The sequence below is a fragment of the Niallia sp. MER 6 genome, assembly GCF_023714395.1.
In the GTDB taxonomy this organism is placed as follows: Bacteria; Bacillota; Bacilli; order Bacillales; family Cytobacillaceae; genus Niallia.
Window position 1 is genome coordinate 59654 of the sequence record NZ_JAMAUK010000004.1, and the last position, 22610, is coordinate 82263.

Annotated in this window: 24 protein-coding genes; 13 read left to right on the plus strand and 11 right to left on the minus strand. The window is 38.5% G+C overall.

What is annotated here, in order from left to right; all coding sequences use genetic code 11:
- The first annotated feature begins 208 nt into the window (after positions 1-208).
- From M3600_RS07105 to M3600_RS07120, 4 genes are all read left to right on the plus strand, one after another.
- Positions 209-715, plus strand: coding sequence for a GNAT family N-acetyltransferase (locus M3600_RS07105; RefSeq protein WP_251645087.1), 507 nt, complete (start codon positions 209-211; stop codon positions 713-715).
- Positions 716-722: 7 nt separating this feature from the next.
- Entirely contained in the window at positions 723-1565 is an 843-nt protein-coding gene (locus tag M3600_RS07110; RefSeq protein WP_396953794.1) for an SDR family oxidoreductase, read from the plus strand.
- Between the two features lie 82 nt (positions 1566-1647).
- Positions 1648-2472 (plus strand): aldo/keto reductase, encoded by an 825-nt coding sequence (locus M3600_RS07115; protein ID WP_237940756.1) that lies wholly within the window; start codon positions 1648-1650, stop codon positions 2470-2472.
- Between the two features lie 198 nt (positions 2473-2670).
- Positions 2671-2925, plus strand: a complete 255-nt coding sequence (locus M3600_RS07120; RefSeq protein ID WP_233317348.1) for a GlsB/YeaQ/YmgE family stress response membrane protein — start codon at positions 2671-2673, stop codon at positions 2923-2925.
- A gap of 47 nt (positions 2926-2972) precedes the next feature.
- On the opposite strand, the gene M3600_RS07125 is transcribed toward M3600_RS07120, so the two are convergent.
- Positions 2973-3899, minus strand: coding sequence for an RluA family pseudouridine synthase (locus M3600_RS07125; RefSeq protein ID WP_251645089.1), 927 nt, complete (start codon positions 3897-3899; stop codon positions 2973-2975).
- Positions 3900-4054: 155 nt separating this feature from the next.
- Here M3600_RS07125 and M3600_RS07130 point away from each other — a divergent pair, with 155 nt between their 5' ends.
- Complete coding sequence (locus M3600_RS07130) at positions 4055-4441, plus strand: DUF5365 family protein (protein WP_251645091.1); 387 nt, start codon at positions 4055-4057, stop codon at positions 4439-4441.
- Positions 4442-4567: 126 nt separating this feature from the next.
- Positions 4568-6115 carry a bifunctional GNAT family N-acetyltransferase/carbon-nitrogen hydrolase family protein gene (locus tag M3600_RS07135; protein ID WP_233317345.1) on the plus strand — a complete coding sequence of 516 codons (1548 nt, stop codon included), beginning with the start codon at positions 4568-4570 and terminating at the stop codon, positions 6113-6115.
- 53 nt (positions 6116-6168) lie between these two features.
- Here M3600_RS07135 and M3600_RS07140 read toward each other — a convergent pair whose 3' ends face one another.
- Positions 6169-6414: a YhdB family protein gene (locus tag M3600_RS07140; protein WP_233317344.1), complete on the minus strand. Its 246-nt coding sequence runs from the start codon at positions 6412-6414 to the stop codon at positions 6169-6171.
- Between the two features lie 175 nt (positions 6415-6589).
- Here M3600_RS07140 and M3600_RS07145 point away from each other — a divergent pair, with 175 nt between their 5' ends.
- Complete coding sequence (locus M3600_RS07145) at positions 6590-7582, plus strand: M14 family zinc carboxypeptidase (protein WP_233317343.1); 993 nt, start codon at positions 6590-6592, stop codon at positions 7580-7582.
- Between the two features lie 28 nt (positions 7583-7610).
- Positions 7611-7940: a DUF3889 domain-containing protein gene (locus M3600_RS07150; RefSeq protein WP_251645092.1), complete on the plus strand. Its 330-nt coding sequence runs from the start codon at positions 7611-7613 to the stop codon at positions 7938-7940.
- 29 nt (positions 7941-7969) lie between these two features.
- Here M3600_RS07150 and M3600_RS07155 read toward each other — a convergent pair whose 3' ends face one another.
- The 5 genes from M3600_RS07155 to corA all read right to left on the minus strand — a co-directional run bounded on the left by M3600_RS07155 (position 7970) and on the right by corA (position 12821).
- Entirely contained in the window at positions 7970-8950 is a 981-nt protein-coding gene (locus M3600_RS07155; protein ID WP_233317341.1) for an ABC transporter permease subunit, read from the minus strand.
- The gene (locus tag M3600_RS07160; RefSeq protein ID WP_233317340.1) at positions 8943-9854 is read right to left on the minus strand and encodes an ABC transporter ATP-binding protein; all 912 of its coding nucleotides are present in this window, start codon (positions 9852-9854) and stop codon (positions 8943-8945) included. Before M3600_RS07160 ends, M3600_RS07155 begins: the two co-directional genes overlap by 8 nt.
- Entirely contained in the window at positions 9847-10638 is a 792-nt protein-coding gene (locus tag M3600_RS07165; protein ID WP_233317339.1) for an SGNH/GDSL hydrolase family protein, read from the minus strand. Before M3600_RS07165 ends, M3600_RS07160 begins: the two co-directional genes overlap by 8 nt.
- Before the next feature lie 171 nt (positions 10639-10809).
- The gene (locus M3600_RS07170) at positions 10810-11679 is read right to left on the minus strand and encodes a YitT family protein (protein ID WP_396953795.1); all 870 of its coding nucleotides are present in this window, start codon (positions 11677-11679) and stop codon (positions 10810-10812) included.
- Positions 11680-11870: 191 nt separating this feature from the next.
- Entirely contained in the window at positions 11871-12821 is a 951-nt protein-coding gene (gene corA / locus M3600_RS07175) for a magnesium/cobalt transporter CorA (RefSeq protein ID WP_233317337.1), read from the minus strand.
- A 146-nt stretch (positions 12822-12967) separates the two neighbouring features.
- On the opposite strand from corA, the gene M3600_RS07180 reads away from it, so the two are divergent.
- Both M3600_RS07180 and M3600_RS07185 read left to right on the plus strand, forming a co-directional pair.
- Positions 12968-13594 carry a nitroreductase family protein gene (locus tag M3600_RS07180; protein ID WP_251645093.1) on the plus strand — a complete coding sequence of 209 codons (627 nt, stop codon included), beginning with the start codon at positions 12968-12970 and terminating at the stop codon, positions 13592-13594.
- Between the two features lie 159 nt (positions 13595-13753).
- A complete protein-coding gene (locus M3600_RS07185; protein WP_233317335.1) occupies positions 13754-14455 on the plus strand; it encodes a response regulator transcription factor in 702 nt (233 codons plus the stop codon).
- Between the two features lie 38 nt (positions 14456-14493).
- Here M3600_RS07185 and M3600_RS07190 read toward each other — a convergent pair whose 3' ends face one another.
- The 3 genes from M3600_RS07190 to M3600_RS07200 all read right to left on the minus strand — a co-directional run bounded on the left by M3600_RS07190 (position 14494) and on the right by M3600_RS07200 (position 18346).
- Positions 14494-15870, minus strand: coding sequence for a hemolysin family protein (locus tag M3600_RS07190; protein ID WP_248574470.1), 1377 nt, complete (start codon positions 15868-15870; stop codon positions 14494-14496).
- 441 nt (positions 15871-16311) lie between these two features.
- Positions 16312-17610 carry a hemolysin family protein gene (locus M3600_RS07195; RefSeq protein ID WP_237942237.1) on the minus strand — a complete coding sequence of 433 codons (1299 nt, stop codon included), beginning with the start codon at positions 17608-17610 and terminating at the stop codon, positions 16312-16314.
- Positions 17611-17788: 178 nt separating this feature from the next.
- Positions 17789-18346 (minus strand): GNAT family N-acetyltransferase, encoded by a 558-nt coding sequence (locus M3600_RS07200; RefSeq protein ID WP_233317394.1) that lies wholly within the window; start codon positions 18344-18346, stop codon positions 17789-17791.
- Between the two features lie 260 nt (positions 18347-18606).
- Between M3600_RS07200 and M3600_RS29175 the strand changes: the two genes are divergently transcribed.
- Positions 18607-19875, plus strand: a complete 1269-nt coding sequence (locus tag M3600_RS29175; protein ID WP_251645096.1) for a methyl-accepting chemotaxis protein — start codon at positions 18607-18609, stop codon at positions 19873-19875.
- A gap of 159 nt (positions 19876-20034) precedes the next feature.
- Positions 20035-20490: a helix-turn-helix transcriptional regulator gene (locus tag M3600_RS07210; RefSeq protein WP_233317331.1), complete on the plus strand. Its 456-nt coding sequence runs from the start codon at positions 20035-20037 to the stop codon at positions 20488-20490.
- A gap of 51 nt (positions 20491-20541) precedes the next feature.
- Here M3600_RS07210 and M3600_RS07215 read toward each other — a convergent pair whose 3' ends face one another.
- Positions 20542-20844: a hypothetical protein gene (locus tag M3600_RS07215; RefSeq protein WP_233317330.1), complete on the minus strand. Its 303-nt coding sequence runs from the start codon at positions 20842-20844 to the stop codon at positions 20542-20544.
- A gap of 235 nt (positions 20845-21079) precedes the next feature.
- On the opposite strand from M3600_RS07215, the gene M3600_RS07220 reads away from it, so the two are divergent.
- On the plus strand, positions 21080-22366 hold the full coding sequence (locus M3600_RS07220) for an MFS transporter (protein WP_251645098.1): 1287 nt from the start codon (positions 21080-21082) through the stop codon (positions 22364-22366).
- The last annotated feature ends 244 nt before the right edge of the window (positions 22367-22610 follow it).

Here is a 22610-nt window from a genome sequence, read left to right on the forward strand (position 1 = left end):
CTTAAAGTATTTAGACGAAAAATTTACAAAAACTTAATAATTGGTTTACAAAAAATATAAATTGGAACCTTATGTTATTTACATTCTTTATACTGTATTTACAAATCTTTTCTTTGTTTTACTGTTATTGTTAAACATTAAGCTTGTCACAATACCTCTGATATGGAATAGAATATATGATTTAATATTTGCCATTGGAGTGAGTGATATGTTGGAAAATGATATGATATTTATTAGGAAAACAACTGAAGAGGATTTACCGTATATTTTGAGAACAGAAAGTGATTCGGAAAACTCTCCGTTTATCCAGCAATGGACAGTCGATGAGCATATAGATGCAATCGTGCAGGATCAAAACCTTCTTCATTTAACTGTTATTAGTAAAGATTTAGAGGTGCCTGTCGGTTATTTATTAGTCAATGGCTTACTAAACGAAAACAACAGCATAGAATTGAAAAGAACCGCTTTTTCTCATAAAGGGAGAGGTTATGGAAGACAAATGCTGCTGTTAATTAAAAGTTGGGCATTTACTCAGCAAAATGCGAACAGACTGTGGCTTGATGTGGTGGAACATAACAAAAGGGCCAAGGATTTATATAAATCAGCAGGATTTCACGTAGAGGGGCTGCAGCGGGAAGCCGTCAAAATTAGGGGGCGGTATGAGTCCATTTATTTAATGTCTATTTTGAAGGAAGAATATGATAACGGCTTATAAGGGGGATATAATGGCAAAGACAGTTCTAGTAACAGGAGCGAGCAGCGGTTTCGGATTCATCACCGCATTAGAGTTTGCTAAAGAGGGTTATGAAGTCATTGCAGCAGTTCGTAATAGGCAAAAAGGGGCCAAGCTAATAGAAGTAGCGAAGAAATTGGAGGTGCATGAACGAATTGCCTTGGAAATACTTGACGTTACGTGCACAGAATCCATTACAGCATTGAAGGAAAAGGTCGAAGCACAGGGGAAGCTTGATATTCTTGTTAATAATGCTGGTTTTGCGGGGGCAGGCTTCGCAGAGGAAATTTCGCTGCAAGAGTACAAGGAACAAATGGAAACAAACTTTTTTGGTGCTATTGCTGTAACGCAAGCTTTTCTTCCAATGATGAGAAGCAACAGATACGGTAAAATAATCATGATGAGCAGCATAAGCGGCAAAATTGGTTTCCCTGGCTTAAGTCCGTATGTATCCTCAAAGTTTGCCCTGGAAGGCTGGAGTGAGTCGCTTAGACTAGAACTCCTTCCTTTTTCGATATATGTCACATTAGTAGAGCCTGGTTCTTATAAAACAAATATTTGGACTGAGGGGAAAAAAATTACAGAAAAATCGCAGCTTGCAAGCTCCCCGTACGCCAGTCAGCTGGAAAGTGTTGAGGCTTATTTAAAACAGGGAGAACATAAGTATGGAGATCCACTGGAGGTTGCCCGTAAAATCGTTGTGATAGCAGAAACGAAAAAGCCGAAGCTGAGGTATCGTCTTGGAAAAGGTGTGGGAATGACTATCTTCCTAAAAGAGCATCTGCCTTGGAAATGGTGGGAAAAAACAGTTCTATATATGTTGCGAAAATAATACATATAGGTAGTAACTAACTTAATGCAGCAATCATAATTGCTGCAACCATTTTTATGTCTTCATTCTTTTGGAGGTGTCTATGAATATCCATCATAATTTGAAACTGCATAATGGGATAGAAATGCCTCTTATCGGTCTTGGCACTTATAATCTTGGAGGTGGCAGGCCGACAGTGGAAACGGTCAAGGCAGCACTTGATCTTGGGTTTCGGTCAATTGACACTGCTTCCTTCTATAATAATGAACTAGAGGTTGGTGAAGGAATAAAAGAAAGCGCTGTCTTTAGGAAGGACGTTTTTGTAACAACGAAGCTCTGGAATGATGAGCATGGTTATGATGCTGCGTTAAGAGCTTTTGAAGCTAGTTTGCGAAGACTGGATATGGACTATGTAGATTTATATTTAATACATTGGCCTGGCAAGGATAAATATATCGAGACTTGGAAAGCCTTTGAGCGTTTGTATGGAGAAGGGGTTGTTAAGGCGATTGGCGTCAGTAATTTTCAAGAACATCATCTAAGCAAGCTTTTCTCCACCTGTAATGAAAAGCCGGCTGTAAATCAAATAGAATTGCATCCCCGCCTTACTCAGGAGAAATTAAGAGAATACTGCAAGAAGCTAAATATTAAAGTGGAAGCTTGGTCACCACTGGCGAACGGCAGGCTGCTGAACGAACCGACAATCAATTATATTGCCAAAAAACATGGCAGGACACCAGCGCAAATTATATTAAGATGGCATGTTCAAAATGACATCATAGTCATACCAAAAACATCCTCGATAAAGCGCCTTGCAGAAAACGGAAATATTTTTGATTTTCGCTTAAGCATGGAAGAAATGAATTTAATTGACAGCCTAAATATGAATGAACGAATTGGCCAAGATCCAGATAAAATGATTTTTTAATCTAAAGTATATAAGAAGGTGCAAGCTGTTTTGACGGCTTGCACCTTCTTGTTATACTGCTAGGTTTAAAAATAAAAACATGTGGTAAATATAGAGTACAAGCAGATAGCATAAAAGAATTACAAACAAGCTGCAGCTAATGTTACCTTGCTATCGCAATTTTTACTTAACAAAATGGAACTAAAAGGAGTGTTTAAGATGGGCTTTATTTGGTCTTTAATTATAGGTGGTATTATCGGTTGGCTTGCAGGGCTGATTGTCGGGAAGGATATTCCAGGAGGAATTATCGGTAACATTATCGCCGGATTTGTCGGTGCATGGTTAGGGTCATTAATTCTAGGAGATTGGGGTCCAACACTTGCTGACTTCGCTATCATTCCAAGTATCATTGGAGCAGTAATTCTAGTGTTTGTTTTAAGCTTTATTTTGAGAAAGATGCGCAAAACAGCGTAAATATAACTAAAAAACGGGATAAAGGCAGAGTGCCTTTATCCCGTTTTTTATTCTCCGAGCAGCGTAAGTGCATTTTCAGGAAATACTGGCGGATCATCAAGGAAAGGAGCATATACTGTTAAGCTTTCCCCTGTAATCGGATGTGTCAGCTCAAGCCTTGCTGCATGCAAAGCCTGCCTGCTATACACAGGTGTTCCGCCGTACAGAATATCTCCTGCAAGAGGATGGCCGATGGAACTTAAGTGGACGCGGATTTGATGCGTTCTGCCAGTATCCAGACTGCAGGAAACTAATGATAAATCTTTTTCAGGAAAATAAGCAAGCTTTCTGTAGTTGGTGACAGCGGCTTGTCCATTTTCTGAGATCCTTCTTCTTGTAGCATGATGACGGTCTTTACCAATTGGCTTGTCAATCTTGCCTTTTTTTCCTTTAACATATCCGTGAACAAGAGCTAAATAGGTTCTTTTTATTTTCCGTTCCCGCAAAGCATAATCTAACATATTTCCAATTAGTTCATGCTTGGCAAATAATATACAGCCTGTTGTATTCCGATCTAGTCGATGAATATGTTTAAGCTGTCGTTCCTCTCCATTCATTAACAAATGAAATGCTGCCCCGTTTGTAAGGGAGGAAACATCTTCTAAGGAATTAGGATGGGTATCTATCTCTGCAGGTTTATTTATGATTAATAAGAAGTCATCTTCATACACAATGTTTAGCTCCATATAGGTAGGTTCTATATTAGCAGGCTGCGAATCAAACATCTTAATGGATAACGTATCACCAGTAGTTAATGGTGTGAGCCAATTTGTGATTATTTTATTGTTCAGCATTACTTTTTTTTGCATCTTGAAAAGATGCACTTGTTTTTTAGATGCAAGCATTACCGTGCGGAATAAGTCCTCAAGAGACATATTATTCCATTTAGCAGGTATAGCCAGCTGCATCCATTCGCCTTTTCTTTCGAAATGCATAATTAAACCTCCATTAGTGCTGGTTTTGGCAATTATTAATAATCTTGCATAACCCATCATATCATGGTTTTAATTACCACGGAAAACTGGATGTGGTCTATGTTATTCTATTGATAATACTTTATGTATATTTTTAAAGAGGGTGGTAAAATCCAATGAAGGTAGCTTATGCTTCAACACCTGCACAGGAAGAGCAAATAAACGAACTTATACAAACTTTTTATACGTCCATTTTCCCCGACTTTTTTTCTGACGATGAAATTAACAAGTTCTCACGTTTGAATGTACTGCGTCTAACACAAGAGCAAGCCTATATGCTTAGCACCCTAAAAAACTCCTACCAAGTTATAGCAGCATTGCAGACCATTATTTCAATCGTCGAGAATGCGGAAGAAAGTGACCAATATGATTCATTATTCGAAAAGAATGTCGAGATTTTAGATGAGTTCGAGTTATTTTTCCCTTTCCGTCTGGATAATTTCACAAAAAAAGATAAAAGCCTAAGTATTTATGCAGAGGCAGCCAATGAACATTTAATATAAAGATGCCGCAGGATAAGCCTGCGGCTCTTTTTTTTGCATATACATAATATTATGTTCATAACAAGATTATCTTACAGGGAAATAGGGAAATGTAGAATTAAAAAGTGGAAAAAGGGAGCAGCTTAAATGACAAAACTAGATTTATCCAAGTTTGAAAAGCGGTTGATTATCAGAAATACAGAATATAAAGATATAGACAAAATTATGCAGCTTCAGGCAGAGTGCTTTCCTGGCATGGAACCGTGGACGAAAGCCCAGCTAAAAAGCCATTTGGATTTATTTCAGGAGGGGCAATTTGTTGCTGAATATAATGGAGAAATTATTGGGTCATGTTCTAGCCTGATTATCAATTTTGATGAGTATGATGACAGACATACATGGGATGATGTTACAGACAAAGGGTACATAACGAATCATAATCCAGACGGCTATAATTTATATGGTATTGAAGTTATGGTTGATCCAAAGTATAGAAGAATGAAAATAGGTCATCGCCTCTATGAAGCGCGCAAAGAACTGGTACGCCGCCTAAATTTGAAAAGCATCATTATTGGAGGCAGAATCCCGAACTTTTATAAATATGAAAATGAAATGTCTGCGAGAGAGTATGTGGAAGAAGTTATCCATCACCGGATTTACGATCCTGTATTATCCTTCCAGCTGATTAACGGTTTTACGATGATGCGCATAAACCCTAATTATCTGCCGGATGATAAGCAGTCCAGCAAATATGCGACGTTAATGGAGTGGAATAATGTTGAATATTTGCCGCAGTCAAAGCGTTTTTTCAAAAGCAGTTATCCTGTCAGAATCTGTGTAGTTCAGTATATGATGCGGCAAATTGACAGCTTTGAGGACTTTGCTAACCAAGTTGAGTATTATACAGATGTTGCATCAGATGCCTCATCTGATTTTGTTGTATTTCCTGAAATTTTTACAACACAGCTTATGTCTTTCCTTGACGAGAAGATACCGATAAATGCTATCCGTAAAGTGACGCAATATACAGAGCAGTATATAGAGCTGTTCTCCAGTCTTGCGATCCGATACAATATTAACATTATCGGGGGCTCCCATTTTGTGCAAGAAGACGATGAAGAGATTTATAATATCTCGTATTTATTTAGACGAGATGGAAGCATTGAGAAGCAATATAAGCTTCATATTACTCCGAATGAGCAGAAATGGTGGGGAATCAGCCAAGGTGATCAAGTTCGTGTATTTGACACAGACTGTGGTAAAATTGCGATTCTGATTTGTTATGATATTGAGTTTCCGGAGCTTGCAAGGATTGCGACAGATATGGGCGCAAAAATCATCTTTACACCATTCTGTACAGAAGACCGCCAAGGATATTTACGTGTCCGCTATTGTGCTCAAGCAAGAGCTGTGGAAAACCAAATTTACACTGTTATCGCAGGGACTGTCGGTAATTTACCGCAGACCGAAAACATGGATATTCAATATGCCCAGTCTGCGATCTTTTCACCATCTGATTTTGAATTTGCAAGAGATGGAATTGTCGGTGAGACGAATTCAAATATTGAAATGGTCATGATTGGCGATGTAGATTTAGAAGTGCTTCGCCGTAAACGGCAAAATGGTACAGTAAGACATTTGAAGGACAGAAGAGACGATCTTTATGAAATTAATTATAAACATAAAAGATTTTAATGAAGTAAAAACCGCGGAACCCTAACCGCGGTTTTTTTTGGTGGAATTCTTTTTTACATCATTGTTGTGTGAATGTCATATCCGCTTACATTGTCGTTGGCATGGTCAATGTAGCGGAGCAAAGAATATAAATGATTCTCGATTACAGTATAATCATGTTCGAAATTATAGGCGTGCAGGAAATGTTCAATTTTTTTTGAAAGAAAATGATCCTTAGTGCGCACCATTAATATTAAAAGATTATCCCATTCTGAACGATGGGTGTAGTACAGTGCACGATCATAATCGACTTTATTCAAGCTGTCCGCCTCCTTTTGTTTGAAGGAGATACTTATAGTATATAGCTGATCTGAACAAAATCTCATTCTAAAACTTGGCTATGTTGAATTATCAGGGTTTTCTTTTTTTACCTGTATAAAAAAGCTGAATAAAAATCTGTAATTGATAAAAAATAAAAGGGAAAAGGAGGGCAATATGAAGAAAATAACCATTTTTATGCTTTGCCTTGCACTTTTCCTTCCATCTTCAGCTAAAGTTTTAGGAAAGGAGCTAAGCAGGGAGGAGCAATACACATATGATGAATATCAGCGAGATATATGGAAAATGAAAAGCAGATACAAAAGGCAATTGGAAGTACATACAATTGGCTATTCAGAATATGGGAGAAAGCTGTACGGAATAAAAGTTGGAAAAGGTGAAAAATCCATTCTGATTAGCGGAGCGCATCATGGCAGAGAGTGGATCACTGCTCTTTTAATGATGAAAATGATTGAAAATCAAGTGCAGCAGGAGGATTTGTATAACCGTATGGGAGAGTATTCTATCTGGTTTGTGCCGATGCTCAATCCAGATGGTGTTACCATCCAGCAGGGAGACCTGCAGAAGTTTCCGCTGTTTTCACGTATTTCTTTAAAAAGGATGAATGAAGGATCGAAAGACTTCACCCGCTGGAAAAGCAATGGAAGAGGAATTGATTTAAACCGTCAATATCCGGCAGGCTGGGATGAGTTGAAGGGTGAAAGTCCGAAGCCTTCTTATAAGAATTATAAAGGCAAAAAACCGCTTGAAGCAAAAGAGGTTCAAGCGATCGTAAGCTTGACGGAAAAAATCAAGCCGACAATTGCTGTCGCTTATCATTCCTCTGGCCAAGAGATTTATTGGGAATACAACAATAAGGAAAACACAGAAAGAGACCGAGCTATTGCTGCAAAATTGGCAGAAACAACAGGCTATGACCTCGGCACTCCTGATGTGGACGCAATTGGCTCAGGTTATACAGACTGGTTTATCAGCACCTATCATTTGCCTGCATTCACCATTGAAATTTGTCCTTCTGTTGAAGAGACAAATCCGCCAATGGACACATTCGGTGAAGAATGGAAGCGGAATGTTCATGTTACGTCTGTTTTGCTCGAGGAAGCAAAACAATTGGAAAATGTACATAAAAAGAATCTAGACTACAGATAATAGGAAAAAAACCAAACGGAGGATTACTATGAAAAATCGGGCTTTTCCTATTTTAGTTGCTTCTATTCTTATTATGGGATTTTTGTTTCCGTCCCATAATATAGCAGTCCAGAAAGTGGATTATGAAAAGTATGGGAGCATTGCCATTGCTGTAGTCAAAGCAGATTATCCTGAAAAAGCTGTTACAGACTATAAATACATGGGCCGAAAGAAAATATCGACAATGGAAGTGGAAGACAGCTTTCAGTTCATAGTGAAGGAAAATAGCAAAGAGAAAACAGTTCAAGTGACAATTAAACATGATATAAAGAATGATAAGTTTATTTCTTTAACGGTAAGCGAACCTGAGCAGCCATAAAAAAAATCTGGGGGGAACCCAGATTTTTTTTAATAGACATCCTTTTTTGTAAAAGTGAAAAAGGAAACAGCTAATGCCGCGATTCCCCAAACTGCCAATACTGTTAACGAAAACGGCAAGGACATGCCTTCAATAGGCGGGATATTTCCTTGCAAATAATCGGTTAGCCTCAAGTTCACCATAAATAAATATTTGGCAGCTTCCCATGATGATGCAATATTAGAGATGATGGTCCCAGAAATTAAAAAGGCAAGCATCACTCCCATGCCAGCAGCTGTACTCCTGACAAGAATAGACAGCATAAAGGAAAGGGTCCCGACAACAAGGGAGACAAACCAGGCTAAACCAAACACCATCAATATATACTGCCATTGAGGAACGAGATGGACTCCTGCAGTATTAAGCTCTCCAGCTTGGACCGTAAATCCAGTCAAGATTGGAGCAGTCCAGCCTACATAGCCAAAGAACAGTCCGCTGATAAGATAAGAAAATAAACCGAACATAAACAAGATGAACGAGATGGACAGCACCAATGTGATGTATTTGCTGAGCAATATTTTCCAGCGGCGGACCGGCCTTGTTAAGAGCAGCTTTATGGTGCCGATGCTCCTTTCAGATGAAACTAGGTCGGCTGCGACAATCATCACCATTAACGGCAGCAAAAGCTGCATAGAGTTATCAAGAAACACTCGCAGAAATGTTGGCGCCCCAGGCTCCTGCGGATTAATATCATGATCAAGATAATATTGGGATTGACTGATTCGGACTTTTAGCTGATTCCGCCATTCGTCAGAAATCCCGCTTGAGCCTATTCTGTTTTGAGTGTCGATAATGGATTGCTGCAAGGTTGTCCGCCAATCCACATCTCCTAATCGTTTCTTTAAGTTTTCCATTTCGCGAAACTGTGCATATGTGAACATAGCAATCATCACGGCAATAATTAAGGTAACAATATACAGCCTTTTGCTCTTAACAAGCTTAAGCATTTCGTTATAGACAAGATTACTCAATCGTGCCACCTCCTGTCAGTTCAAGGAAGAGATGCTCTAAAGAAGGAATTTGTCTATTCATTTCAATTATATTAACATTCGCCTCAAACAACATTTTGCTCCACTTGCTTGCCTCTTCTTCTAAAAAAGGCGTAATGACGTTTTCGCCGTCAATTTTGACAGAAGGAGAGACGCTCTTTAATAGATCAATACCAACATCCATAGGAGTAAAGCGCCAAATAATTCTTTCTTGTGCAGTAAGCAAGGATTGAACAGATTCTGTATGAATAATCTTGCCATTCAAGATGATTGAGACTCTGTCACAAAGCAGCTGGATTTCACTGAGGAGGTGGCTTGAAACTAAAACACTTAAGCCTTCCTTTTCCGCCAAAAAGCGGATAAATTGTCTCATTTCTCTTATGCCGGATGGATCTAAACCATTTGTCGGCTCATCAAGTATTAAAACTTTAGGTCTGCTTAAAAGTGCCTGCCCGATGCCAAGTCTCTGTCTCATCCCGAGTGAGTAGGTTTTTACCTTATCATGAATTCTGTCTTTCAAACCGACAAGCTCGATGATATCTTCAATCCGTTTATCATCAACCCCCTTTAACATGCGCGCAAAAAATTGCAGGTTTTCCCAGCCGGTTAAGTAAGGATATAGTTCTGGATTTTCTACAATGCAACCAAGCCTTTCCATTGCTTTAGAAAAATCCTTTTTAACATCATAGCCGCAAATTTGGATGGAACCAGAGGTTGGCTTAATCAAACCGACAAGCATTCGAATTGTTGTTGTTTTTCCGGCTCCGTTTGGTCCAAGAAAACCAAATACTTCTCCGCTTTTCAGTTCAAAGCTGATATCTTTAATAATCTTTCTTTTCCCAATCGTTTTCGTCAGGTTTTTAACTGCCAGTGTTGTTTCACTCATTTTCTTCTACCTCCCAGGAAATTAAGGAAGCGACTCTGTCTGCCATCAATTCGTATCCTTGTTTGTTCGGATGGAAATGGTCTGAATAAAGATAGGTTTGGACATTCTGCTGGAAAATATCATATGTAGGAACAAAGATTGTCTTCGCAAAAGCTGCACTCGTTTCCGCACTTTCATAATTCCAGTCCCGGACAATTTTAGAGGTAAGCTCACTATCTTCCAAATCACTGAAAGGATTATAGAGACCAATCAGGTAAATTGGTGTCTTCTCATTTGTCGCTCTAATTGTTGTCAAAATATCCTCTAAATTCTGATTATAGGTTGCGGATAATTTGGAAACAGTACCATCATCAAAATGGGATAGTGTTTCTCCACCCTGGAATAAATCATTTCCGCCTATCGTAATAAAAATGATGTCGGCATTTTTAATTTGCCGCTGTATTTCCTGCTGCTTGACCTGGGCCGAGAGCTCTGTAGAGGTTTGGCCTTTAATACCATAGTTTTTTAGTGTAATGTCTTCATCTGTTTTATCAGACAGCTTGTCTTTCAGATAGCCGATATAGCCTTTTCCTGCCTCATCGCCAGTTCCCCTTGTAAGAGAATCTCCTAGAGCTAAAAGCTGTACCCCTCCAGATGGTGCTGCTTCTGCAGGTTTATTGGATGTGTCTAATTCCTTCTTAGAGCCTTGGGCATAATCGACAAGCACCCAGCCGAGACCAAACATCCACATCAAACAGACGAGCAAAGAAAGCGAAGTAATATAGATGGTTGCCTTCTTTTTCAATATGTCTCCCCCTTTTTCTTTTTTAAGTTCTTATGTCATATTTTATCGATGCTTGTAAGCGGAAGCAAACAATAGCTAGTTTTAAGTGTTGACAAGTAAAAGATTAAATAGACGTTATCGATGTTAAAGCAAAAAAAGAGTCAGGCAAAAGCGCAAGACTCTATTTCTATGTTAATGAATGTCCTTTTTCTTAAAGCGTCCGCCTCGAACCTCTGCAATATTAGCTACTGCAAGGAAAGCAGTTGGGTCCAGCTCCTCTACAATCAGCTTCAGCTTCGCTTCTTCCAATCTGTTGATGACACAGAAGATGACTTTCTTATTATCTCCAGTATAGGCACCTTCACCTTTCAGATAAGTTACCCCCCGTCCTAATCTTGCGATAATTGTCTCACCAATCACTTCAGCATTGTCGCTGATAATCCAGGCTGACTTTGATTCATCGAGTCCAGCTATGACAATATCGATCACTTTAAAGGCAATAAAGTAAGCGATGATGGAATACATTGCACGATCCCAAGTGAAAACAAAACCTGCCGTAATAAAAATAAAAAAGTTAAAAAACATAATAATTTCTCCGACAGAAAAGGGAAGTTTCTTACTGAAAAGAAGTGCGAGTATTTCGGTGCCATCCAATGAGCCTCCGAAACGAAGAACGATGCCAACGCCAACACCAAGAATAATTCCGCCGAAAACAGTTGCAAGCAGTAAATCTTCTGTAAATACAGGTACATCATGAAGCAGAATGGTTGTTATGGAAAGAACCGTTATTCCTAATAATGTGGAAAGGGCGAATGTCTTCCCAATTTGTTTATAACCGATGTAAAAAAACGGAATATTCAAAAGGAAGATAAAGAAGCCTAGCTTAACGGATAGCAAGTGGGAAAGGATAATGGAAATACCGACAATTCCGCCATCAAGGATTTGATTAGGAACAAGAAATTCTTCAATGCCAATTCCCATCATGACACTTCCTAAGATAATAAAAAGTGCTCTTTTCAATAGAACGCTTTTAGGCAGCACTTTATGCTGCGGTTTTTCCATATTTATAGATGTTTCAAGCTGTGGTGATTCCATTCAGTTTCCTCCAATCAATATAGTGAATTTTAAGAATTATTAAAATTTAAAAAGGGCAAATATAAAGGGGATACTCTAAATAGAGGGGTTAGTATTATTTTATCATACAGATGTTTAGTTGGCATATTCTAAAGCTTAAAGAAGAAGCTAGGCTGGCTTTATTTAAACCAGCCTTTTCGTTTGAAGTATAAGAACATGCAGCAAGCTATCAGAACCATTGTTCCTAATAAACTAAAGTAACCATATTTCCAGTTTAACTCAGGCATATACCGGAAATTCATGCCGTAAAGGCCAGCAAGAAAGCTCAGTGGCATGAATATGGTTGTAATCACTGTCAGGATTTGCATAATGCGGTTGGACTGGTGGGCATTATAAGACAGGTAGCTGTCTCTAATATCAGCAGTCATTTCTCTGTTAGATTCAATTACTTCTGCCAGCTTCAATAAATGGTCGTAAATATCTGAGTAGTATTCCCGTTTATTAGAAACAGCTGTTAATCTTTTTGTGTTTAACAATGTATAGAGGAGATCTCTCATCGGCACAACTGTATGGCGCACAGATAATAATCGATGCCTTGTTTCATAAAGGTCGTCTAATAATACTTCCATTGATTTGTTTTCAGGGTTTTCGTCAATTTCATTCAGAAAATCTTCAATTTCATAAATAATGGGTATATAGTTGTCAACAAGTCGGTCTAATAATTCATAAAGTACAGTGAATTGACTCCACTTAGCTGGCTTTTTTTCACCTAAGAGCTTTTTGGCCACAAATTGGACTTCGATGGAAGGTTCCTTATGAAAGCTGACGATATAATTATCACCTATAAAAAGATTAAGTTCTTCTTTCGCATATGTTTTAGCTTCAAGACTGTGGGTAACCAAAAAAGTATACTCGTCAAAATAGTCTATTTTAGGACGCTGCAGATTATGGAGGCAATCTTCAATAGATAGGGGATGGAATTGAAGAGGCTCCCGTAAATATTCAATTTCACTATCCACAGGGCTATTGAAATCAATCCAATACCACTCATAATTGCCTTCCTGCAAGTCCTCCATAGTCAGGCCAGTTTCTAACGTATTCTGTTTTGTTAATGCGATAATGTCAATCATGTTTTCTCCTTAATACTGGGAGCAAGGATATACCTTATGTCCATAATAATAATAGTGTATATATTATCATATTCTTGACGAAAAAACTTTTCAAGGTTATTATTTCATTAGTTAGTTACAAAAAGTAAGTAAAATGGAGGGTACCAATGACTACAGAAATTAGCAGTGAACAGTTTATGGATATATTAAAAGCACGCAGAGCCGTGAAAGTTTACGACGAGAGCTATCAATTATCAAAGGAAGAAATTGAAGAGCTTCTTGAGTTAGCAGGTAGAGCGCCGTCTGCTTGGAATCTGCAGCATTGGCATTTTGTTGTTTTTCATGGAAATGAAGCACAAGAAAAACTTCTTCCGATTGCTTTCAACCAACAACAGATAACACAGTCATCTTGTGTTATCGCTGTGCTAGGTGATTTAGAAGCAGATAAAAACGCAGAAGAAGTATTCGGGAAAGATATGGAAAAAGGCAGAATAAAAGAAGAGCTTGCTGATGTTATTAAAGGCCAGATTAAAGGAGCATACTCTAACGACGTATATCCTAGAGATGCAGCTAACTCTAATGCTTCCTTGGCTGCTATGCAGTTAATGATTGCAGCAAAAGGCAAAGGACTGGATACATGTGCTATCGGCGGTTTCAACCGCGGGAAGTTTGTGGAAGAGTTCCAAATCTCTGAGCGCTATTTGCCGATAATGCTTATCACAGTCGGAAAGGCAGCTGCTCCTGGTAGAGAAACAGACCGCTTGGCATTAGAAAAAACAACTACTTGGATTTAAGGAAAAAACCGGACAGATGTCCGGTTTTTTGTCTATATGCCCATTCTTTTATGAGGCTATACATAACGATTTTTTGCATCAGAAGTAATGCTTAAATGCTTTTTTTGCTATAATAGTGATAATTAAATCGCATGTTAATGCCTGTGAGGATGAATGGATATGAAAATACTTGTTATAGAGGATAATGAAAGTGTATGCTCCATGCTGGAGATGTTTTTTCTAAAGGAAAACTATGAAGGCGTATTTATACATAATGGTAAAGAAGCGCTAGATTATTTTATGGAAAATCAGGAGTGGGATATCATCATTGTCGACTGGATGCTGCCTGGAATGGAGGGCGTGACAATCTGCAGGAAAATAAGAGAGGTCAGCTCTGTTCCAATTATCATGCTGACTGCAAAAGACAGTGAGTCAGATCAGGTGCTCGGACTGGAGATGGGTGCAGATGATTATGTGACGAAACCTTTCAGCCCATTGACACTGATGGCGAGAATTAAAGCTGTTACCCGCCGTTATCAGAAGGATGCTGTCAGCAAAGTGGATTCTAATTTCCTGACAAGCGAACATTTTAAAATCAGCAAAGAAACGAGAGAAGTAATCTATAATGGCAAGACACTTTCCAACTTGACTCCGAAGGAATTTGATCTGCTTTATTATTTGATAAGCAATCCGAAACAGGTGTTCACTCGAGAGCAGCTGCTTGACAGAGTATGGGGTTATCAGTTCTATGGAGATGAAAGAACAGTGGATGTTCATATTAAAAGGCTCCGCAATAAGATTGGCACAAAAGAACAGCCGTTTATTCATACAATCTGGGGAGTAGGATATAAGTTTGACGAAAGTGCCGGCAATGGAGAATAAAAGAAAAATAAAAGAGGAGGGATTTGTCCCTCCTCTTTTTATACGATTTCTGCTTCTGATGGGGAAACAGCTGGCTGAGCTATCTGCCTTTGGCTGGAGCTTTCAGGAAGCTCCTCAAGCTCGCGCATCTTCATTACTTCCACATATTTAATATGGTGGTCTTCCATTTCAATTATTTTAAAGCTGTAGGAATCGAATGTCAGGATATCTCCTTCTGTTGCATCATAATCAGAAGTCAAAATCCAGCCACCTAATGTATCAATATCCTCATCATCCATCTCAATGGACAGCAGGGAGTTGACTTGTGTTATCAACAGCTTTGCATCGAGGATAAAGTGGTTTTCCTTCACCTTTTGAATGCTTGGAATCTCATCCATATCAAATTCATCGCGAATATCACCGACAATCTCTTCAATGATGTCCTCAACTGTTACTAAACCTGAGGTTCCGCCGTATTCGTCCATTAATATCGCCATATGAATTCGTTCCTTCTGCATTTTAACGAGCAAATCATGGATTGGAACGGTTTCAATGACTCGGATAACTGGACGAATATAGGAATCTAGCTTTTTCGCGCTTAAATCTTTTGAACGAATCAATGCGGTCATAATTTCCTTGACGTTAATCATGCCGACAATATGATCCTTGTCACCATCTGTAATAGGGTATCTTGTAAACTGTTCACCTTGAATGACGTCCATTAGGTCATCAAGGTTGCTTTCTTGTTCCAATGAGATGATCTCTGTACGCGGAACCATAATTTCCTTTGCGATGCGATCATCAAAATCGAAAATCTTGTTTACATACTTAAACTCTGATTGGTTTATTTCGCCGCTTTTAAAACTTTCAGAGACAATAATGCGAAGTTCTTCCTCCGAATGGGCTAAATCATTTTCAGAAACAGGCTTTAATCCAAACATGCGAGTAATGATTCTTGCAGATCCGTTTAAGACCCAAATGAATGGGTACAGCACCTTATAAAAAGCAATCAATGGTCTTGCTGCCATTAAGGTAATTAATTCTGCTTTATGAATAGCGAATGTTTTTGGAGCCAATTCTCCCACTACTACATGAAGAAACGTAATAATGGCAAATGATATGGAAAAGGACAAGATTGTCACAGCTGCTTCCGGAATGTGAATAAAATGGAATAAAGGTAACAGAATGTCATGAATTGTTTCCTCACCAAGCCACCCGATGCCAAGTGCTGTAATGGTGATACCCAATTGACATGCCGATAAATATTCATCAAGGTTTGTGATGATTTTTTTTGCGGCAATGGCATTTTTGTTGCCTTCCTCCATTAACTGGTCAATTTTAGAACTGCGCACTCTGATAATAGCAAACTCTGAAGCTACAAAAAATGCAGTAAAAGCAATCAAAATGGCTATAATAACCAAGTTAAATATGTCCAATAAGTTTCCTTATCCCGCAATAGGCGAGTAAGGAGTCACCTCCTGATTAATACATGATATTAAATTTTCAAATGGCTAATTGACATGTCTATATTTCTGGATCCTTTTTTAAAATGAATGTGATCTAGTCTTAGTTTGTATGAAGCTGATTGTAGGTTCTAGGATATGATCAATCATTTTAGGAAAAGAATCAGAAGTTCTTTTTAGATTTACGATCCCATCGTACCACCTCAATCTTTCCGTTAGATATAATAATAATTATACTTTAAGCCAAACTGCGCAGTCAAACGATGCAATTTTTCAATTTTCAGTTTATTGAATGATGGCTAAAGCTCTTATTTATCATTTTATGTGAAAGAGAAAAAAATATGTTTAAGCATTGTTTGTCTTTTTGCTCAATATTTAGTGCGGTCTTTAAGCTTTGACCGCACTCTTATGTAGTTATTTTGCCTTTACCACTTCTATAGAAGAAATGTGATCGTTTTGTACTTCGGCTACTTTGAATATATAGCCTTCATATTCAATAGAATCTCCTAAGCTTAACTCAGAGCTGACAGAAAACAGCCAGCCGCCAATCGTGTGCATTTCGTCATTTTCAATGGAAATGGAGAGAAGTTGGCTCACATCATTTATATGAAGTTTAGAATCCATTCGATAATGGTTTTCGCCGATTTTCTCGATGGAAGGCTTTTCGTCTACATCGAATTCGTCCATAATATCTCCGACTATTTCTTCTAAAATATCTTCGACAGTAACAAGCCCTGCTGTCCCGCCAAACTCATCATGAAGAATGGCAATGGAAGTCCGTTCCTTCTGCATTCTTATTAAGAGCAGTTGGATTGGTATTGTTTCCATCACATGAATAATCGGTTGAATATACGTTTTTAATGGAGAATTATCCATGCAGCTGTCTCTAATACAATCAGTCAATATTTGTTTTGCATGGATAAAGCCGACAATCATATCCTTATTCCCGTCTTTCATAATCGGAAATCTTGTGTAGCGATTAGAGCTGATTGCTGTAATGGCCTCATTTAATGGCATGTCCTCTGATAATGCTACCATTTCTGTTCGCGGCACCATCACTTCATGAGCAAGTCTGTTATCAAACTCAAAGATTCGTTGGACATAACGATATTCCGTCCTGTTTATTTCTCCATTTTGATAGCTTTCCTTCAAAATAAGCTGAAGCTCTTCTTCTGACAGTGCGTTGTCATTCGTATCAGTGCTTTTGACCCCATATAAGCGGGCTACTAGTCTAGCTGCATGATTCAATACCCATATAAAAGGGAAGGTGATTTTATAAAACAAAATGAGAGGTTTCGATAAAGACAAGGTGACTCTTTCCGCATAACGGATAGCGATAGATTTAGGAAAGAGCTCCCCAATGACAACATTAATATAAGTGACAACAGAAAACGCCAGCACAAAGGAAATAATATGTGCTGCAGAATCTGGCAGCTGTAATTTTGCTACAACCGGCGCCATAATTTTCAGCACAGTCGGTTCACCGAGCCAGCCTAAACCCAATGAGGTTATGGTGATTCCGAGCTGGCAAGCAGATAGGTAGCTATCCAAATGGGTCGTGATTGTTTTGGCAGAAGCTACGTTCTTATGTCCAGCTGCCTCCAAAGAATTCAACCGGCTTGGTCGCACTCTGACCATGGCAAATTCGATTGCAACAAAAAAGGCAGAAAAGGCTATTAGTACAAGTATGAGAAGAAGATTGGAAATAATCACTGCGCTCAACACCATTCGTTATTGTCTTTGCTGCTACTCCTAAACTAATTGTTAGTCTGCACTAAATGCAGAATTCTTAGTAAGAATTTAAATAGCATTATTTTTTAAATAGCGCATTTCCAATAATTTTAAACATTTTAGTGTTTTTAGAAGAATTCAAAAGGGGAAAAGGAGGGGATTAGGTACGGCGATTTAATGCTGTCCAATCTCGCTCTAGCATGCTGTACAAATATAAATCATGGTAATGATCATAAAGCCATTCTCCGTCCCTAAGGATACCTTCCTTTTTGAAGTGAAGCTTCTCAGGTATTGCTTGACTTTTGAAATTGTTAACTCCACAGCGTATTTCAATTCTGTTGAGGTTTAAATAATAAAAAGCGTGATTTAAAACAGCAACGACACATTTAGTCATGATTCCTTTTCCTTGGACAGCTTCTCCTAAATAATAGCCGATGCTTGCTTGGCGGCTCATCCAGTCCAGCTGCTGAAGAGATATCATACCGATAAGTTTGTCTCTGTAAAAAATTCCGGCCTGGAAGCCATTGTTATCTGCAAGCTGTTTATGCCAGTCTGGAATGATCGACTGGTATTGATAAGGAGAGATAATATGATCAATCCAAGGAAGCCATTCCTTTAAATAGGCACGATTCTGGTCAACAAGCTGAAAGAGCTCATTGCTATCCTGCATATGAAGCATGCGGATGTGGATTTCATGATCGACAGCTAAATGAAATATATAGAATCATTCCCTTCTATGAATGATAATTAATTCCCTTTAGCTTATGCCAAACTAACGTTTCTTGTTATCAGAAATGCTTTAAATTCCAACGAGAATAGGCGTTTTGACTAGAAAAGGAATATTGCAAAAAATATAAAAAATAGCTTAATATTCTCCTATATACGCCGATAGACATAGTAAATGAGTAGTTATTTTATCCTATGTTGTTAGCGCTTTTATAAAGCGAACTAGTTTGCTGTGAAGGGAGATAGATTGTTGTGAAAAAGAAAAGTTTATTAGCTAAAATGGTGGCACTTGTATCCCTAGCTGTCCTAGTTGGTGCAGCTGCAAGTGGAACGGCAGTATATTTGTTAAACAGCGGGTTTGAACAGTCTGTTCTCTTGATTGGAGCTGTTGCATTAATTCTTGCTGTCGTACTTTCTGCTGTATTCTACATAGTCTGGAGAAGGAAGTTTGTTGTATTAGCAAATGTAAGCGAATCCTTCATGAGGCTGTCTGAGGGCAATATGAATATCAATATGCAAGCTCATTCATCAAAGGATGAGGTAGGGATACTTTGCAATGCGATGGAGAATTTAAAAGATCAGCTTGAATATTTACTGAATGAAAGCAGCAATATTAGTAATTTAATTTTAGAATCATCTGCTGAACTATCAGCTGTTGCTGAGCAAACATCTGCAAGCTCAGAGGAGATAGGCAGAGCGATGGGAGAAATCGCCCATGGTGCAGGAGAACAGGCTGCAGCATTAGAGGATGTAAATAAGGAAATGGGCAGACTGAATAATTCTATTAACAAAATGAATGAAAAGAATGACCAAATTGATAATGCCGCTCATAGCTCAGAAACGGCAACTAAAAAAGGGCAAGAAATGATAAACCAACTGAAAAAATCAAATGAATTGGCAAAGAAAGCGACAGATGAGGTAAGTGTCGGAATTTCAAGCCTTTATACAAAAATCCTTGATATTTCAAAAATCACGGTCACAATTGACCAGATATCCGAACAGACAAATCTGCTTGCATTAAATGCCAGCATTGAAGCGGCTCGTGCCGGAGAGCATGGCAAAGGATTCTCTGTTGTTGCCAGTGAAGTAAGAAAGCTGGCAGAAGGAACGAATCTGGCGACAAAGCAAATTCAGGAAATGATTCAAGCGATAGAAAAGGAAACTGAAAAAACGGTTCAAGCATTATTTGAAACAACCTCTCAATCAGAAGAGCTGAATAATGCCGTCAATGGGACAGAAAATGAATTCACAAACATATCGGCTGCTGTTAATGAAACAATCCATGCTGTTAAGGATCTGGGAAATGAGCTTGCATCCGTGGTAGATCAAAATAATCATATTTTAGAATCTGTTACTGCAATATCTGCTGTTTCTGAAAGTGCAGCAGCTGCAGTTGAAGAGGTATCCTCATCAACAGATGAACAAATTGCTGCAATCAGTAATGTGACAAAGGCAGCAGAAGCAATGATCAGTCGCGGCGAGCAGCTGAAGGATATCTTAAAAAATTACAAACAGCATTAAATATACTGGCCTGCTGCAAAATGTGCAGCAGGCCTATTCTAGGTTAGTCAAGCAAGGTTTATAAATGATTAGGCTAAAAATTGAAATTTGACTTATATAAGCTTATAATATAGATATCGGTGTAAAATTACACATAACTAATAAGGGAATGAATGCATTTTGACAAGAGAAGAGATTATTTTTAATGTATCGGAAAAAATGCGGTTAATACGAACGGAAGCAGGTTATACCCAGGATAAGATGGCAGAGGTTATTGGCTTGTCTAAAAAGACATTAGTTCAGATTGAAAAAGGACGACTATATGCAGGCTGGTCGACTGTTGTTGCTGTGTGTGCGCTTTTTAGGGAAACAGAAACAGTGCGTTTCCTTTTTGGGAATGAGCCATTGGAAGTGCTAGAGACAGTTGCGCGCGACGGCATGGATTATCGGAAAGAAAAGACGCTCGGAGGCAAAGTATGGTGGCGTGAAGTCGACCGGAAAAACGGCTTTATTTTTCAGCAAAACATCATTAGCCAGCATTACAGAATTATTGATGAAGATCATTTTCGCATCTTTTCAAGCTTTGATGAAAAGGAATCAATGGAAAGATTTCAAGAATTATCGACAGCACAATAATTTGCCAACAAAAAGCTTGAAATGATCAATCATTTCAAGCTTTTTGTTCTTTTAATATTCTTCTGTTAGATTGTTTCTGTTATATGACTTTACGAAGGGATTTTCACCATTGGAAAGCAGACTCTTCCAAAAGGTGTTTGCTTGAGTTCCCTCCAGCTTAATTTGGATATCTTGTCTTGCGCCTGCCGTTAAGAAAAAAGAAACAAGCTTTGGAAGGCTGGTCGTCTCCACGACGTGTTTTTTGCAGAGCAGCTGACATTTCACATTAAATTTCTTTGTTGCCTCGTAGAAAGATAAAATATCTTTCACCGTCATATTTTCATGAAGTGTAACCTTTTTCAAAAATGTCTCCATTATCCTTGCTCCTTTTTTTAGAATTTTATATTTGAAGTATCGTCCATTATTTTTTTGTTATGTAACAACAAGTACCCGCATCTGCTCGAATTAAACGTTCAGATGGGAAAACACGACTTAAATACTAAACGAACTCCGACTTAAGTCTGAAATCAAAACCATCTACTGGCTATTATCGAAACTACCAGAAAAAGGTAAAATGGACCTTATCACATAAGAAGATGAGGGATGCAAAGTGAAGCAATTTTCAGAGGTATTCAGCAATAAGGATTTCAGGAAGTTATTTATGGCCAACATTACTTCGCAATTAGGCGGTTTAGTTGGGCTGACTGCGTTTATGTACTATATTCTGGACCGGTTTACGAGCCAGCCTGCATATGCATCTGTAACAGAGCTGATGTATTCTGTGCCTACACTGGCTGTGTTTTTGTTTGTCGGTGTAGCTGCAGACAGGCTGGACAGACAAAAAATTGCTTATACATGCAATTGGGTAGCAGCTTTTTCTTCACTATGCCTGCTTGTGGCAGTTGCCATCGGATGGATGCCGCTCATCTTTTTTATTCTGTTCCTGAGAAGCGCTGTTCTTAAGTTCTTTTTTCCGGCTGAGCAAGGGCTTATGCAGGGGATTTTAAAGAAGGATGAATATACAATAGCAGCAGGGCTTAATCAATTCGTGAACAGTATTTTCATGCTCTTTGGCAATGCTTTAGGAATCTTTGTTTATTGGACATTAGGGATATATGGAGCAATACTGATAGATGCAGGAGCTCTGTTGATTGGCAGCCTGCTGATCAAGCTGACGCCTCTTAGTGAAAATATTAGAATGCCAAATGGAGAGCACCGCATTCAGGATTTAAACTTAAAGATTGTCTGGCAGGATTTTAAACGAGGTTTTACGTACATTCTAAATAACAAGCTGCTGCTTGCGCTTATTTACGGGTTTATTGCATTTGGAGTTGTTAATGGCGGTTTTAGTGTAATGCAGGTGTTCATTTTAAAATATAAGCTTTCTCCATTAAACTATGAGGAAATGTCGATATATTTAGGAATTGTCTTTGGCAGCGGCATCTTGATTGGAAGTCTGGCAGCATCATTGCTTGCTCAAAAGGTCAAGCTTCATAAGCTCATCATTACTGGTGTACTGTTTGTAGCGATATTTACTATCGCAGCATCTTTCGCCGCTACCACAGCAGTATTTATGGTGTTCTATTTCTTTATTGCTTTAGCATTGCCACTGATTAATATTGCAATCGGAGGGTGGATGCCTACCATTATTGCGCCTGAAATGATGGGCAGAGTACAGGGCTGGATAAACCCGCTTATGATGCTTGCACAGTCAATTACATTAGGTGTTATTACGATCGGCTTTCCTGGTGTAATTTCTATTGAAGCTATATTCTGGTTAGTGGGAGCCTGCTTTATTGTCGTTGGCATCTATTACAGTCTAGTGCTCCCAAAGCTTGCGAAAACCTCGGGAGAAACTGCAAAGAGGGAAGCGGTTGTGGCTGCCCATGAAGGGTAATTTGTCGAAATATTGGCAATTGACTTTAGTATAGGAGCATGTTAATCTTCTATTATATTATATTGGAAAATTAATGAAATGAAGGGAGGCGACTGACATGAGAAACAAAATCAATCTAAATCGTAATAAATTTCATATGTCAGTGGCCTTCGCTTCTGTTAAATAATTGATGCATTAACCATAATTGCCATTTTGTGGCTGTTACGGCCGTTTTATGAGCATCAAAAAGAGACAGAAACGCATG

What these genes read in the sequence shown, in the direction of transcription:
- M3600_RS07105 (WP_251645087.1), top strand. Translation starts at nt 209, where the DNA reads ATGTTGGAAAATGATATGATATTTATTAGGAAAACAACTGAAGAGGAT.
- M3600_RS07115 (WP_237940756.1), top strand. Translation starts at nt 1,648, where the DNA reads ATGAATATCCATCATAATTTGAAACTGCATAATGGGATAGAAATGCCT.
- M3600_RS07120 (WP_233317348.1), top strand. Translation starts at nt 2,671, where the DNA reads ATGGGCTTTATTTGGTCTTTAATTATAGGTGGTATTATCGGTTGGCTT.
- M3600_RS07125 (WP_251645089.1), bottom strand. Translation starts at nt 3,899, where the DNA reads ATGCATTTCGAAAGAAAAGGCGAATGGATGCAGCTGGCTATACCTGCT.
- M3600_RS07130 (WP_251645091.1), top strand. Translation starts at nt 4,055, where the DNA reads ATGAAGGTAGCTTATGCTTCAACACCTGCACAGGAAGAGCAAATAAAC.
- M3600_RS07135 (WP_233317345.1), top strand. Translation starts at nt 4,568, where the DNA reads ATGACAAAACTAGATTTATCCAAGTTTGAAAAGCGGTTGATTATCAGA.
- M3600_RS07145 (WP_233317343.1), top strand. Translation starts at nt 6,590, where the DNA reads ATGAAGAAAATAACCATTTTTATGCTTTGCCTTGCACTTTTCCTTCCA.
- M3600_RS07150 (WP_251645092.1), top strand. Translation starts at nt 7,611, where the DNA reads ATGAAAAATCGGGCTTTTCCTATTTTAGTTGCTTCTATTCTTATTATG.
- M3600_RS07160 (WP_233317340.1), bottom strand. Translation starts at nt 9,854, where the DNA reads ATGAGTGAAACAACACTGGCAGTTAAAAACCTGACGAAAACGATTGGG.
- M3600_RS07170 (WP_396953795.1), bottom strand. Translation starts at nt 11,679, where the DNA reads ATGGAAAAACCGCAGCATAAAGTGCTGCCTAAAAGCGTTCTATTGAAA.
- corA (WP_233317337.1), bottom strand. Translation starts at nt 12,821, where the DNA reads ATGATTGACATTATCGCATTAACAAAACAGAATACGTTAGAAACTGGC.
- M3600_RS07180 (WP_251645093.1), top strand. Translation starts at nt 12,968, where the DNA reads ATGACTACAGAAATTAGCAGTGAACAGTTTATGGATATATTAAAAGCA.
- M3600_RS07185 (WP_233317335.1), top strand. Translation starts at nt 13,754, where the DNA reads ATGAAAATACTTGTTATAGAGGATAATGAAAGTGTATGCTCCATGCTG.
- M3600_RS07215 (WP_233317330.1), bottom strand. Translation starts at nt 20,844, where the DNA reads ATGGAGACATTTTTGAAAAAGGTTACACTTCATGAAAATATGACGGTG.